General features: G+C 70.7%; 9 protein-coding genes and 1 pseudogene. 7 read left to right on the forward strand and 3 right to left on the reverse strand.

Annotated elements, in window-relative coordinates; genetic code table 11:
* Window positions 1–891: pseudogene (locus AB0395_RS30350) on the forward strand (phospholipid carrier-dependent glycosyltransferase); the annotation flags it as partial.
* Here the strand turns inward: AB0395_RS30350 and AB0395_RS30355 are convergent.
* Window positions 839–2,368, reverse strand: coding sequence for a hypothetical protein (locus tag AB0395_RS30355; protein ID WP_366286970.1), 1,530 nt, complete (start codon window positions 2,366–2,368; stop codon window positions 839–841). The pseudogene AB0395_RS30350 and the gene AB0395_RS30355 sit on opposite strands and share 53 nt — an antisense overlap.
* Window positions 2,369–2,469: 101 nt before the next feature.
* On the opposite strand from AB0395_RS30355, the gene AB0395_RS30360 reads away from it, so the two are divergent.
* Genes AB0395_RS30360 through AB0395_RS30370 form a run of 3 tightly spaced genes read left to right on the forward strand, consistent with a single transcriptional unit; the run spans window position 2,470 to window position 6,446 of the window.
* Window positions 2,470–3,726 (forward strand): glycosyltransferase family 2 protein, encoded by a 1,257-nt coding sequence (locus tag AB0395_RS30360; RefSeq protein ID WP_366286971.1) that lies wholly within the window; start codon window positions 2,470–2,472, stop codon window positions 3,724–3,726.
* Window positions 3,727–3,751: 25 nt separating this feature from the next.
* Window positions 3,752–5,533, forward strand: a complete 1,782-nt coding sequence (metG, locus tag AB0395_RS30365; protein WP_366286972.1) for a methionine--tRNA ligase — start codon at window positions 3,752–3,754, stop codon at window positions 5,531–5,533.
* A 55-nt stretch (window positions 5,534–5,588) separates the two neighbouring features.
* Complete coding sequence (locus tag AB0395_RS30370) at window positions 5,589–6,446, forward strand: TatD family hydrolase (protein ID WP_366286974.1); 858 nt, start codon at window positions 5,589–5,591, stop codon at window positions 6,444–6,446.
* A gap of 53 nt (window positions 6,447–6,499) precedes the next feature.
* On the opposite strand, the gene AB0395_RS30375 is transcribed toward AB0395_RS30370, so the two are convergent.
* Both AB0395_RS30375 and AB0395_RS30380 read right to left on the reverse strand, forming a co-directional pair.
* Window positions 6,500–7,897 (reverse strand): hypothetical protein, encoded by a 1,398-nt coding sequence (locus AB0395_RS30375; protein ID WP_366286976.1) that lies wholly within the window; start codon window positions 7,895–7,897, stop codon window positions 6,500–6,502.
* Window positions 7,894–9,474 (reverse strand): protein kinase, encoded by a 1,581-nt coding sequence (locus tag AB0395_RS30380; protein WP_366286978.1) that lies wholly within the window; start codon window positions 9,472–9,474, stop codon window positions 7,894–7,896. The genes AB0395_RS30375 and AB0395_RS30380 overlap by 4 nt, the downstream gene beginning before the upstream one ends.
* Window positions 9,475–11,220: 1,746 nt before the next feature.
* On the opposite strand from AB0395_RS30380, the gene AB0395_RS30385 reads away from it, so the two are divergent.
* The 3 genes from AB0395_RS30385 (at window position 11,221) to AB0395_RS30395 (ending at window position 14,483) form a co-directional block, all read left to right on the forward strand.
* The gene (locus tag AB0395_RS30385) at window positions 11,221–12,285 is read left to right on the forward strand and encodes a hypothetical protein (protein ID WP_366286980.1); all 1,065 of its coding nucleotides are present in this window, start codon (window positions 11,221–11,223) and stop codon (window positions 12,283–12,285) included.
* A 358-nt stretch (window positions 12,286–12,643) separates the two neighbouring features.
* Window positions 12,644–13,489, forward strand: coding sequence for a 16S rRNA (adenine(1518)-N(6)/adenine(1519)-N(6))-dimethyltransferase RsmA (gene rsmA / locus AB0395_RS30390; protein ID WP_366286982.1), 846 nt, complete (start codon window positions 12,644–12,646; stop codon window positions 13,487–13,489).
* Between the two features lie 91 nt (window positions 13,490–13,580).
* A complete protein-coding gene (locus AB0395_RS30395) occupies window positions 13,581–14,483 on the forward strand; it encodes a 4-(cytidine 5'-diphospho)-2-C-methyl-D-erythritol kinase (RefSeq protein ID WP_366286984.1) in 903 nt (300 codons plus the stop codon).
* Window positions 14,484–14,495: the final 12 nt, after the last annotated feature.

A 14,495-nucleotide genomic window follows, 5' to 3' on the forward strand; every position in this document is an offset into this window, starting at 1 on the left:
TGGCGGGTCGCGGCCGGGCTGTGCCTGGGCGCGGCCTGCGCGGTCAAGTGGTCCGGGGTGTTCTTCCTGATCGCCTTCGCCCTGATGTCCCTCCTGTGGGACGCGGGAGCCCGCAGGGCGATCGGCCTGCGCGGGCCGTACCGGGGCGCGGTCGCCGTGGACCTGCCGACCGCACTGGCGGCGCTCTGCGCCGTCCCCGCGCTGACCTACCTGCTCTCCTGGGCCGGCTGGTTCGCCTCCCCGCTGGGCTGGGGCCGTAACTGGGCGCAGGCGACCTCCCAGGGCCCGGCCTTCTTCGTCTTCGACTCGCTGCGCTCCTGGCTGAGCTACCAGCTTCAAGTGCTGAGCTTCCACACCGGCCTGGCGGAGCCGCACAACTACCAGTCGGAGCCGTGGAGCTGGCCACTGCTGCTGCGCCCGGTCGCGTTCTTCTACGAGAGCCCGAAGAACGCCTGCGGCGCCGAGACCTGCTCCCAGGCCGTCCTCGGCGTCGGCACCCCGGTCATCTGGTACGGCGCGCTCGCCGCCCTCATCGCCATGATCGCCTGGTACGTCGCCACCCGCGACTGGCGCGCCGGAGCCGTCCTGCTCGCCTACGTCGCGGGCTGGCTGCCCTGGTTCTACTGGGCCATCGCCGACCACCGCACCATGTTCATCTTCTACACGATCCCCATGGTCCCGTTCATGATCCTCGCACTCACCCTCGCCGCCGGGCTCATCATCGGCCCGGCCGACGCCACGCCGAACCGCAGAGCCGCCGGGGCCTCCGTGGTGGGAGCCTTCGCGTTCCTCGCGCTGGTCAACTTCTGGTGGCTCCACCCGGTGCTGACCGCAGAGGTCATCCCCTACGCGCAGTGGTGGCAGCGGATGCTTTTCCGGAGCTGGGTCTAGCGAACCCGTGCCGCAGTGAGATCGCGGCGGCCAGGCACGCCAGCGGCACGGCGGGCAGGACATAGCGGTAGTCGAACTCGGCCGTCGCCGCGGGGGCCAGGATGAGGCCGAAGGCGCCAAGCCACGGCAGCAGGACAGGGCCGCCCAGTGTGCGCCAGCGCACCACGACCCCGGCCAGGCCGATCAGCAGCAGGACGCCGACCACGAGGCCGGGCAGCCTGACCGTCTGCTGGTAGGCCTGCATGAACCGGGCCCACGGGGCGTGGAGCTGGGTGCCGATCACGCTGGGCTTGCCGCGGATCTGGGCGGTCGGCAGGCCGGGGTCGTAGATCTGGGCGTCCCGGTCGCTGGTGCCCCGGTAGGAGGACCATGAGGGCAGCACCTTGCCCTCGGGGAGGAACTCGTACTGCCGGTAGGTGTTGGCGTCGGGGAACTGCGGCCGGTCCCAGCGGAAGGCGCGGAAGAAGTCTCCGGTCACGACGCCGAGATAGTCGAGCGGCTGGGCGAGGATGGCCCGCTTGGCGAACGTTCCCGCGGCCTGGTTGACGGCGGGGGTGAAGGTGGTGTTCGGCCCGAACGCGTGGAACCGTTGCCCCGGCTGGGCCCACCACAGGTACTTCTGACCGGAGAAGTGGCGCTCGCTCGGCGGGGCGCTGATGCACAGCAGCGCCAGCTCCAGTTCCTTGCGCGGGTCGACCTTCATCTTGTTGCAGTCGGCGAACAGCGAGGTCCGCATGTAGAGGATCGCGCCGTCGCTGTTGGTCATGGAGAAGTTGCCGTAGGTGGAGGCGAACCAGGCCATGTAGCCGAGCACGGGGACGGCGCACGCGGTCACCATGGCCGCGATCGGTTTCCAGCCGGTCCGCTTGACGAGCATGTAGGCGACGACCAGGGCCAGGATCGGCAGGCCGATCGACCTGGTCAGCGCGGTGAGCGCGAGCAGCAGGCCGATCACGGCGCCGAGCCTCCAGGACACCTTCCTGTGCCACAGCACCAGCGTTATGACGCCGACGACCAGCAGCATGAACATGGCGTCCGACATGACCAGATGCTCTAGCTGGATCTGGTAGGCGTCGAACAGCACGGGCAGCGTGGCCAGCGTCGCCCCCCAGCCCGGCAGGCCGAACCTCCTGCGCAGCAACGCGTAGATCAGCACCGCGATGCCCAGGCCCATCAGGTGCTGGGTGAAGACCACGAAGGAGAAGCTGTGGATCGGCCGCAGCAGCAGCAGCCAGAAGGAATAACCGTTCGGACGCAGGGCACTGGGCCTGTCGGGGTTGACCGCCCCCGAGACGTACTCGAAGGAGTCGTTGAACCACAGCGCCGGACCGTAGCCGAGCATGGTGACGACACGCAGCATGAACGCCAGCGCCACGACGGCGGCGAACAGCCGGTGGCGTCCCAGGAACGCCCACACGCGTGTGGGCACGCCTGTCGCGGGCGCGTCGAGTCGCGGTGGTTCGGTGACGGTCACCATGCATTACAGGATGCCAGCCGTTTCATGGAGTTGACCCGCGCGGTAGACGATAGAGGGCATCATGATGAGGTTGGGCTGTGCCGTAACTGAGAGGTTGAGACGTGGAACTGACCGTGGTCATGCCTTGTTTGAACGAGGCGGAGACCGTGGAGACCTGCGTACGCAAGGCACTGGCCTGCATGCGGGAACACGGGATCGACGGAGAAGTCCTGATAGCCGACAACGGCAGCACGGACGGCTCCCAGCAGCTCGCACGCGACGCGGGAGCCCGTGTCGTGCACGTGGACGCCAAGGGGTACGGCAACGCGCTCATGGGCGGCATCAGGGCGGCTCGTGGCAAGTACGTCATCATGGGCGACGCCGACGACTCCTATGACTTCACCGCGTTGCTGCCGTTCGTCGAGCAGTTGCGCGACGGGGCCGACCTGGTGATGGGCAACCGTTTCAAGGGCGGCATCGCGCCGGGCGCCATGCCCCCGCTCCACCGCTACCTTGGCAACCCGGTGCTCTCCTTCATCGGCCGTCTGTTCTTCCCGAGTGCCATCGGCGACTTCCACTGCGGCCTGCGCGGCTTCAGGCGCGACTCCGTCCTCAAGCTCGGCCTGCAGACCGGCGGCATGGAGTTCGCCAGCGAGATGGTGGTGCGCTCGACGCTGTCGGGGCTCGACGTGCGCGAGGTGGCGACCACGCTGTCGCCCGACGGCCGCTCCCGCCCGCCGCACCTGCGCTCCTGGCGTGACGGATGGCGCCACCTGCGCTTCCTGCTGCTGTACAGCCCGCGCTGGCTGTTCTTCATCCCCGGCCTGATCCTGATGACCCTCGGCCTGGTCGTGGGCGCGGCCCTGACCTTCGGCCCGGTCTACATCGGCAAGCTCGCCTTCGACATCGACACCCTGGTCGGCGCCTCGGCCGCGGTGGTGATCGGCTTCCAGGCCTCGCTGTTCGCCCTGTTCACCAAGGTGTACGCCGCGGAGGAGGGCTTCCTGCCAGAGGACAGGCGGGTGCGCAAGCTCGTCGACATCGTGACCCTGGAGAAGGGCCTGATCGCCGGAGGCCTGCTGGCCCTGGCCGGTCTGGCGGGCCTGGTCGCCTCGCTGGTTCACTGGCAGACACGCAGTTTCGGCCCGCTGATCCCTTCTGAGTCGCTGCGCCTGGTCGTCCCGTCGGCGACCGCGCTGGTCATGAGCTTCCAGACCATCTTCGCGGCACTGTTCATCAGCATCCTCGGCATCCGCCGTACCAAGGAGACGCCGATCGACGTGGCCGCCTCGGCCGCTGAGGAGGCTGCCCAAGCCGTCAGCCTGGACGGCGAGGAGAAGACGGCGCAGGCCGTCTCCCGGGAGAGCACCAAGGCCTGAGCCCGCGTCCCTTAGGCTTGGCATCATGTCCCAGCACATCCTGACCGCGGTCGCGTGGCCATACGCCAACGGCCCCCGCCACATTGGGCACGTCTCCGGATTCGGCGTGCCCTCCGACATCTTCAGCCGCTACCAGCGGATGGCGGGCAACAAGGTCCTGATGGTGAGCGGGACCGACGAACACGGCACGCCCATCCAGGTGCAGGCGGACAAGGAGGGGCTGAACGCCCGCCAGCTCGCCGACCGCTACAACCGGGTGATCGCCGAGGACCTCCAGGCTCTCGGCCTGTCTTACGACCTGTTCACCAGGACCACGACGGACAACCACTACGCCGTGGTCCAGGAGATCTTCAAGGGTCTCCACGAGAACGGCTACATCTTCCCCAAGACCACGATGGGCGCCATCTCGCCGTCGACCGGGCGTACCCTGCCCGACCGCTACATCGAGGGCACCTGCCCGATCTGCAGCTACGACGGCGCGCGTGGCGACCAGTGCGACAACTGTGGCAACCAACTCGACCCGATCCAGTTGATCAACCCGGTCAGCAAGATCAACGGTGAGACGCCGATCTTCGTCGAGACCGAGCACTTCATGCTCGACCTGCCCGCCTTCGCCGAGGTGCTCGGCACCTGGCTGCAGTCCAAGCAGGGCGAGTGGCGGCCCAACGTGCTGAAGTTCGCCCTCAACATGCTGGCCGACCTGCAGCCCCGTGCGATCACCCGCGACCTCGACTGGGGCGTGCCGATCCCGCTCGACGGCTGGCGTGACCAGCCGAACAAGCGGCTCTACGTCTGGTTCGACGCCGTCATCGGCTACCTCAGCGCCTCCATCGAGTGGGCCCGCCGCTCCGGCGACCCCGATGCCTGGCGGCAGTGGTGGCAGAACCCCGACGCCCGCGCCTACTACTTCATGGGCAAGGACAACATCGTTTTCCACGCCGAGATCTGGCCCGCGCTGTTGCTCGGCTACAACGGCCAGGGCGCCAGGAACGGCACGCCGGGCGCGCTCGGCGAGCTGAGCCTGCCCTCCGAGGTCGTCTCCAGCGAGTTCCTGACCATGGAGGGGCGCAAGTTCTCCTCCTCCCGCCAGGTCGTCATCTACGTCCGCGACTTCCTGGCCCGCTACGACGCCGACGCGCTGCGCTACTACATCGCGGTCGCGGGCCCGGAGAACCAGGACACCGACTTCACCTGGTCGGAGTTCCTCAACCGCAACAACGGCGAGCTGGTCGCGGCCTGGGGCAACCTGGTCAACCGTTCGATCTCGATGGCCGCCAAGAACTTCGGCACCATCCCCGAGGCGGGTGACCTCACCGACGCGGACCGCGCCATGCTGGAGCGCAGCCGCGGGGCCTTCCCCAAGGTCGGCGCCGAGCTCGAACGCTCCCGGTTCAAGAACGCCACGAACGAGGCGTTCGACGTCATCCGCGAGGCCAACAAGTATCTCGCGGAGCAGGAGCCCTGGAAGATCAAGGACGACCCCGAGCGGGTCAAGTCGATCCTCCACGTGGCCCTGCAGGTCGTCGACGACGCCAAGACCCTGCTCACCCCGATCCTGCCCTCCTCCTCCAACAAGATCCACGCGATGCTCGGCGGCACCGGCGTCTGGTCGGGGATGCCGGAGATCAAGGAGGTCGACGAGGAGAGCGGCAGGCAGTACCCCATCATCACGGGCTCGTACGACGGCGAGGCCCGCTGGGAGCACACGCCACTGCGGGTCGGGGCTCCGCTCGCGCCGCCAACCCCGCTGTTCACCAAGCTCGACCCGAAGATCGTCGATGAGGAGCTCGCCCGCCTCGGCGAGTGATGTGCTGTTTTGCGACGCCTGAGGCGTCGCAAAACAAACACAGTAGGTTGGTCCAGTGAGCACGAAGCTTCCCGCAGTCCCCGAACCCCTGGCCGCCGAGGTGTTCGACAGCCACTGCCACCTCGACATCATGGTCGGCAACCGTCAGGCGTCCTCGGGAGACCCCGTCGCACAGGCCGCTCAGGCGGCTCAGGCGAGCGTCGAAGGCATCCTCGAGCAGGCCCGCTCCGTCGGCGTGACCCGGCTCGTCACGATCGGCTACGACCTGCCGTCGTCCAGGTGGAACGCCGGTACGGCCGAGCTCAACCCCGACGTCTACGCCGGGGTCGCGATCCACCCCAACGAGGCGCACGCCTCGACGCCGGAGGTCCTCGCCGAGATCGAGGGGCTGGCTCGCCTGCCGCATGTCAGGGCGGTCGGGGAGACGGGCCTCGACTACTACCGTGACTGGGCTTCCAAAGACGACCAGCACGCCAGCTTCAGGGCGCACATCGAGATCGCCAAGCGGACCGGCAAGGCCCTGGTGATCCACGACCGGGAGGCACACGACGACGTGCTGCGCGTCCTGGCGGAGCAGGGGGCCCCGGAGATCGTGGTCTTCCACAGCTTCTCCGGCGACGCCGAGATGGCCAAGAAGTGCGTCGAGGCCGGTTACTTCATGTCCTTCTCCGGCCCGGTCACCTACAAGAACGCCGGCTACCTCCGCGAGGCCGCAGCGGTCGCGCCCAAGGAGCTGATGCTCGTCGAGACCGACGCGCCCTACCTCCCGCCGACGCCGCACCGGGGCAAGCCGAACGCCCCCTATCTCATCCCCATCACGCTGCGCTGCCTCGCCGAGGTGAAGCAGATCGATCCGGCCGAGCTCGCCACGGCCATCAGCACCAACGGGGAGGCCGTCTTCGGCTCCTGGTGACCCGCCCCGGCCCCTCCTCCCCGGAGGCGCGGACAGGGAGGCGGGGGCGGGGTTCAGCCGACGGCTGCGCCGAAGTCCGCCGAGCCCCCGTCGCCCAGGGCGGGAACCTTCCCGGTCCCCGGAGACAGCAGCGTGCCCGCGCCGTCGTTGCGGCCGAGCACCGTCACCGCCCCCGAGACGCCGTGGTCTGGCGCGCCGACCACCAGGCGGTTGCCGCTGAACGCCACCGACCAGCCGAAGTGGTCGCCCGCCCCGCCCTGGCCGACCAGCCTGGCCCCCGCCGGATCCCGCACCGGTATCAGCCGCACGCCACCCCGCTGGTCGGGCCCGTCGAAGGGGACCCCGACCGCCAGCCGGGCGCCGCCCTCCCCGGCGAACGCCAGCGAGAAGCCGTACCCCTCACCCGCCGCTCCCTCCGGTCCCTGGTCGAAAGTGGTCATCGGGGCGATCTCCTCGGAGGAGGAGGCGCGGAAGAGCCGGACCAGGCCCGAGTCCTTCACCCGGCCGCCGTCGCCGAGCGGCGCGCTCACCGCGAGGTATCCCTCGTCCCCCTCCTCCGCGTAGGCCATCGCGTAGCCGAACCGGTCGCCGGCGTGAGTCTCCACGATCTGGTGGAGATCCCACTTCCTGCTGGTGTACGTCCCCTTCGCGCCGAGCACGTCGAAGAGCACGGCGATCGACCCCGCGTCGAGCGCGCCCTCCCCGCTCTGCCGCCCCGGCCCGTCGTCGTTGTCGTACGGCGCGCCGACCGCGAGATCGAGCTCGCCCAGGGTTCCGCCCATCCTGCCGACGGCCACGGACCAGCCGAACATGTCACCGGGCTCGCTGCTGCCGGGAACCCCCTCGGTGTCCTGGGAGATTCGCCGCCCCTCGCCGAGCGAGCCCGAGTCGAACAGGTAGACCGCGCCCGCGTCCTCGATCCCGTCCGCGTCCTCGTGCGGGGCTCCGGCGACGACCACGGTGCCGCCGGAGGCCAGGGACCAGCCGAAGTGGGCGTTGGCCTCGGGGGCGGAAGAGACCAGGCGGACCGGTTTCCTGGCGGCTCCGCCGTACACGGCGTAGACGGCGCCCGCGTCCTCGATCCCGTTCACGTCCGCGTACGGCGCGCCGACCAGCAGGTCCGCGCAGCGGTCGGCGTCGAGGTGGGTCAGCTTCACCGACCAGCCGAATCCCTCGCCCGCCTCAGGCAGGGGCGCGCGCACGACCGTCCCGCCCTCGCCCCTGCCGGACACCACGTGCACGGCTCCGGCACCGGCCACGCCGTCGGGGGTGGCGAACGGGTCGCCGACGGCTGTGTCGTCCAAGCCGTCGCCGTCGAAGTCGTTCGCACCGGCTCCGGCGCAGTCGGCGGTCGCGGAGAAGGCGGTGGGAGGGGGAACCGCCGCGGGGATGGGAAGGATCGCGGGAAAGAACAGCGCGGAGAGCAGCAGGGACGCCGGGAACCTCGTCAAAGCCGCACCTCGATCCGCCGCCCGCCCTCGACCACCTGACCGGTCAGCCGCACCGGTCTGCGCCCGGGAGACAGGTCGTAGACCAGGACGTCGTCCATTCTCCCACCGGGAGCCAGTTTGCCCGTCGTGTTCGCGGGATTCGCCCCGACCGGTTCGGGGGTGTGGAGCGCGCCCAGGTCGTCGACCAGGGTGAGCGGGGTACGGCTGAGGGGAACCTCCTTGCCTCCGGTGTTGAGCAGGGTCATCCCGATCACGCACAACCGGCCGCGTGCCGTTGTGCCCTCGTAGGAGGGGAGACCGCATCGCGGGCCCCGGGGGATGATCAGTTGCGGATCCTCGATCAGGGAGCCGGTCGCGATCCGCCTGCCCACGTCGGTCGCGCCACCGGTCGTGGTGGTCACGGGTGGTGTCCCGCCTCCGGTTCCCTCGCCCGCGCGGACCAGCACCGCGACCGTGACGGCGAGTGCCGCCGTCACGGCCAGTCCCGCGAGCAGCCAGCGCCGCCTGGCCTGCCTGGCGGAAGCCGTACCCGGCTTGGACGGAGACGGCTGTGAGGCATCCGCAGGAGGGGGGTTCGGGACGGCCGGGGAGAGGGGCGCGGGGGAGGTCCTCGCTCTCAGGGAGCTGAGGACCTGCGTCGAGTCCGGTTCCACGTTGGCCGGGGGACGCCACGACTCGCTGAGCATGTCCCCCGAGATCAGGGTCGGCGGGTCCTCCGGGGTGGTGGTGGCAGGCGGCGTCGAGATGTCGCCGCCGACCAGCGCGATCAGCAGGTCCTGGGCGGTCGGCCGCTCCCTGGGGTCCATCGCGGTCGCCCTGCGGGCCAACTCGTCGAGCGGGGCGGGGAGCGTGCCGAGGTCGGGCGGGCTGTTCAGCAGCCGGGTCGCCATAGTGATCATGTCGCCCCGGCCGTAAGGGTGGCGGCCGTTTCCCGCGTAGGCGACCAGGCAGCCCCAGGCGAAGACGTCGGCGGCCGGGGTGACCTCCAGGCCGCGCACCTGCTCAGGAGCCCACCACCCCGGGCTGCCGAGCACCTCGCCCGACCGGGTGAAGCCGTGGGTCGAGTCCAGCGCCCTGGCGATGCCGAAGTCGATCACGCGAGGCCCCGACATGGACAGGACCACGTTGGCGGGCTTGAGGTCGCGGTGGACCACCCCCGCGACGTGGATCGCGGCCAGCGCGGCGGCGACTCCGAGCGCCACTCCGTGCAGCGGAGCGGGTTCGAGCGCGCCGTACGTGCTGATCTGCCGTGACAGGGGAGTGCCCGCGATGTACTCGGTGACCATGTACGGCCTGCCGTCGGCGGCGTTTCCGTTGTCGAGCACCTGGGCGGTGCAGAACGACGCGACCCGCCGGGCGTTTCGCACCTCCGCGTGGAAGCGTGCGGCGAATCCGTCCTCGACCGCGACCTCCGGCTTGATCACTTTCACCGCCACGGGCCGCCCCGTCGGAGCCGTCGCCAGGTAGACGGTGCCCATGCCGCCCTCGCCCAGACGTCCGAGAAGCCGATAGTCCCCGATCCGCTCGGGATCACCGGGGCGCAGCCCCTCGACACCGGGCTGGTTGACGTCCTTCACGGGGTGGATCCCTTCCCTCGCCGACGATCCCCCGTACGGCCAACGTTATCGGGCGGGAACACGGCGGCCTGCCGATGGTGGACAAGGGCTTCCATGCTGCCGCCAGGGGGGCGGTGGCCGCCGCGAATCGCGAAACCCGCGTCGCGACGGGCGCCGGGTTTTCGCGAGGAGGGCAGGACCCTCGCGTGAATCCGTGAAATCCGTTTCCCGGCCCGCGGGGTCCGGCGGTTCTCCCATGGAGGCCTGCGGTTTTCCCGCGGGGAGGGCAGGTGCCTTTCCGGCCGGAGACCGGTGATTTCCTCGGGTGGGGGGAGGCGGGCGGCACCCGGCCGTGACTCGCGACGGCTCGCCGGTCCGAACCGTCTACCGGTAGGCGATTGTGATGCATTTCTGGCGATAAATGGTGCTGTTTTATGGAAAGTGGAATAAGGTCTGCCTGGTGGGTTGTTTGAGAGTTTTCTGTGCAGTGCGTGAGTCGTTCCCTTTTTGTGGATGCATGTGAGGGGGTGGGCGGGCATGGAAATATCGAAAAGTGGCGGTATTTCGGGTGACAATGCTCCGCTGTCGCGGTGAGCGGAGGGCGCTGTGACGGTGGGTGGGCTCGGACTGGTGGATGCCCGGTGAACGGGGAGTACTTGGTCCGGTTTGGTGTAGGCAGTGCTGGAATCAGGGTTTTGAATAGTGTTCCTGCGGGTGGCGAGTAAAAAAACGCGTGTTCCCCGGCCAATGTCTCAGCAATGTTTTTCGGCTACTGTTTCCAGAGGTGTTCCGTCGGCTCAAAAGGTCTGTCCTGGAGTTTTTCATATATGCGCGAGGGGAGAAATTCACCCGTGGCTACCTTTATGAAACGGACCCTGGTGGGTGGCGCACTCGCCGGGGCCGTTCTTGTTTATTCCCCTGCTCCAGCAGGAGCCGACACGACGCCGGCCTGGCTCGCAGCCCAGAGGATCGGTCACTCCGACACGAGTGGCGCCGCTCTGGCCAAGCCGGCCGGCCTTTCCTTCAAAGTGAAGCCCTTCCGGGCTTCCACCCGTTCTCGTTCCGTCTCCGGGAAAGCCCGCACGGACTCCGGGAAGGTTCGCGCGGCCTCTGGGAAGGTCAGTACGGACAATCCAGTACAGAGCAAGCCGACCTCGGAGCTTCGCGACGAGCCCGCCTACATCCCGCTGTGCAGGTGGCTCCACCTGCCGGTGTCCCTGTGCGAGGTCCCCGAGGGCCCCCAGGGTCCCGCAGGTCCCAGGGGCCCCGCGGGCCCGACCGGCCCGACCGGCCCCAGGGGGCCGCAGGGCCCGGCGGGCGCTGACGGTGCAACCGGTCCCGTGGGTCCGGCGGGCCCGGTCGGTGTCACCGGTTCGAGGGGGCCCGCGGGCCCCGCGGGTTCCGACGGCATCCCCGGCGCCACGGGACCGCAGGGTCCGGCAGGGCCGCAGGGTCCCGCGGGCCCGGCAGGTCCGGTAGGCCCGCAGGGTCCCGCGGGCGCCAACGGCTCCGATGGTGCCGCAGGCCCCGCCGGTCCGGTTGGTCCCGCAGGTCCCGAGGGCCCGGCGGGTCCGCAGGGCCCTGCAGGTCCCCAGGGTCCCGCAGGTGCCGACGGCGCTCCCGGCGCCGACGGTCCCGCAGGTCCGCAGGGTCCGGTAGGCCCGGCAGGCCCGGTGGGTGCCGACGGTCCGGTAGGCCCGGCTGGTCCGGCGGGTGCCGACGGCGCCACCGGTCCGCAGGGCCCGATCGGTCCGCAGGGTCCGATCGGTGACACCGGTCCGCAGGGTCCTGCTGGTCCGGCAGGTGCCGACGGTGCCCAGGGTCCTGCTGGCCCTGCGGGTGCCGATGGCGCCCAGGGTCCTGCTGGCCCCGCTGGCCCGGCTGGTCCGCAGGGTCCGGCAGGTGCCGACGGCGCTCAGGGACCTGAGGGTCCGGCTGGCCCTGCGGGTGCTGATGGCGCTCAGGGTCCGGCTGGCCCTGCGGGTGCTGATGGCGCTCAGGGTCCGGCTGGCCCTGCGGGTGCTGATGGCGCTCAGGGTCCTGCTGGTCCACAGGGTCCCGCGGGTGCCGATGGCGCTCAGGGTCCTGCTGGTCCACAGGGTCCCGCGGGTGCCGACGGTGCCCAGGGGCCCGAAGGCCCGGCAGGTCCGGCAGGTCCGGCAGGCCCGATCGGTCCCGAAGGCCCGCAGGGACCCGACGGTCCGGCTGGTCCGGTTGGTCCGGCGGGTGCCGATGGCGCTCAGGGTCCGGCTGGTCCGATTGGTCCGGCGGGTGCCGACGGCGCCACCGGTCCGCAGGGCCCGATCGGTCCGCAGGGTCCGATCGGTGACACCGGTCCGCAGGGTCCTGCTGGTCCGGCAGGTGCCGACGGTGCCCAGGGGCCGGCTGGCCCTGCGGGTGCCGATGGCGCCCAGGGGCCCGCTGGTCCGCAGGGTCCCGCGGGTGCCGACGGTGCTCCCGGCCCGGCTGGCCCGGCAGGTCCGGCTGGTCCCGCTGGTCCGGCAGGCCCGGCAGGTCCCGCGGGTGCCGACGGCGCCCAGGGGCCCGTTGGCCCCGAGGGCCCGGCTGGTCCCGAAGGACCGACTGGCGCGACCGGTCCCGCGGGTGCCGACGGTGCCCAGGGTCCTGCTGGTCCTGCGGGTGCCGACGGCGCCACCGGTCCGGCGGGTTCGGCAGGTCCTGAGGGGCCTGAGGGTCCGGCAGGTCCGGCAGGTCCGACGGGTCCCCAGGGCCCGGCTGGACCTCAGGGTCCGATCGGCCCCGAGGGACCGCAGGGTCCCGTCGGCCCCCAGGGCCCTCCCGGCCCGCCCGGTGGCACCCCGACGAGGGTGACCAAGGCAAGGGTCACCACGGCGAGGTTCGCCGGGTAACCCCGGCGCCCGCGGACCGTCGTCGTCGGCTCTCTCCGGCCGGAGCGCGCACCTCGGACATCGAGGCGCCGCCGCCGGGGAGACCGACCGAGGCGGACCGCCGGAGGTGAGGCAACAGGAGGTGCGGGCGGCGACGCCCGCACCTCTTCGCGTCCGCCCCGTGTGCGCGGTCCCGCTCCCAAGCGTCGTCGCAGGGTGTTCCATGCGCGAAACTTGTCGGATGACGTGGGGAGTGCAGCGGTGAGCGAGCGCGGCGGACGAGTCGGCGGGTACGGTGACCGGGTGGACGCCGGGTTCCTGGCGCCGGGCGAGGTGCGGTCATGAGCCTTCTCGGCCCGGTGGAGATACGCGAACTGGCGGACAGGCTCGACATCCGCCCGACCAAGAAGCTCGGCCAGAACTTCGTGATCGACGGCGGCACGGTGCGCCGGATCGTCAGGGTCGCCGAGTTGCGTCCCGACGACGTGGTCATCGAGGTCGGCCCCGGCCTGGGATCGCTCACCCTCGCGCTGCTTCCCGAGGTGCGCGGCGTGGTCGCGGTCGAGATCGACCCGGTCCTCGCGGCACGGCTCCCGCTGACCGTCGCCGAGCACGCCCCCGAGTTCGCCGACCGCCTCACCGTGGTGCTCGCGGACGCCATGCGGGTTCTTCCCGGCGACCTGCCGCAGGAGCAGCCGACCGCGCTGGTCGCCAACCTCCCCTACAACGTCTCCGTTCCCGTGGTGCTGCATCTGCTGGAGACGCTGCCGTCTCTGCGCCGCATCCTGGTCATGGTCCAGTCCGAGGTCGCCGACCGGCTCGCCGCGACGCCGGGCTCCAAGATCTACGGCATTCCCTCGCTCAAGGCCGCCTGGTACGCCGACGTCCGCAGGGCCGGTCCCGTCGGGCGGACGGTCTTCTGGCCGGTTCCCAACGTGGACTCGGGCCTCGTGGCGATGACCCGCCGCGAGCCTCCCGTGACCGGAGCCTCCCGCAAGGAGGTCTTCGCGGTCATCGACGCCGCTTTCGCTCAGCGGCGCAAAACTCTGCGCGCCGCCCTGGCCTCCTGGGCGGGCACGGCCGCCGCCGCAGAGCAGGCGCTCCGCGCCGCGGGGATCGACCCCACGCAACGCGGTGAACAGCTCTCCATCGAAGATTTTGCACGAATCGCCGAAAAGCGCATATGAGCGGATTTGTCGGGGAGTCTGCGAGGGCAGAGCCGGGGACCCCGTTACGATCGGGGACCGTGACAAGTGAGCGAGCGCAGATGAGGGACACATGAACTCCGTGACCGTCCGTGTGCCCGCCAAGGTCAACCTGCAGTTGGCGGTCGGGCCGCTGCGTGACGACGGCTTCCACGACCTGGTCAACGTCTTCCACGCGGTGTCGATCTTCGACGAGGTGACGGCCGTCGCCGAGACCGGGATGCGGGTCCGGGTCGAGGGCGATTCGGCGGACCAGGTCCCGGAAGACGACGACAACCTCGCCATCCAGGCCGCCCTCGCGTTGGCCAGGCACGCGGGCAGGTCCTACGGCGTCAGCCTCGTCATCCGCAAGTCGATCCCGGTCGCGGGGGGCATGGCGGGCGGCAGCGCCGACGCCGCCGCCGCGCTGGTCGCCTGCAACGAGCTGTGGGGCCTCGGCCTGCCGATCGAGGACCTGCTGGAGATCGCCGCCGACCTCGGGAGCGACGTCCCGTTCGCGCTGCTCGGCGGTACGGCCGTCGGCACCGGCAGAGGGGAGCAGCTGACTCCCCTCAAGGTGGGTGGCACGTTCCACTGGGTGTTCGCGCTGGCGGACGGCGGACTGTCGACGGCGAAGGTCTACGCCGAGTGCGACCGTATGCGTGAGGCGACCGGGGAGAAGGTCGCCTGGCCCAGGGCGTCCGACCCGCTGCTGGCCGCGCTCCGCGAGGGGGACGCCAAGGCTCTCGGCACGGAGCTGGCCAACGACCTGCAGCCCGCGGCCGTGATGCTCCGCCGCTCCCTCGCCGGAACCCTCGACGCGGGGCGCGAGCACGGCGCCCTCGGCGCGCTCGTCTCCGGCTCGGGTCCCACCTGCGCCTTCCTCGCCGGTTCCGAAGACCACGCCACCGAGCTGGCCGTCTCGCTCAGGGCGGCGGGCGTCGCCCGTGACGTCATCACCGCCCACGGTCCCGTTCCCGGTCCGACGGTCGTGTAGGCCGGGACCGGA

Origin of the sequence: Streptosporangium sp. NPDC051023, from assembly GCF_040689595.1 — a bacterium.
Taxonomy (GTDB): domain Bacteria; phylum Actinomycetota; class Actinomycetes; order Streptosporangiales; family Streptosporangiaceae; genus Streptosporangium.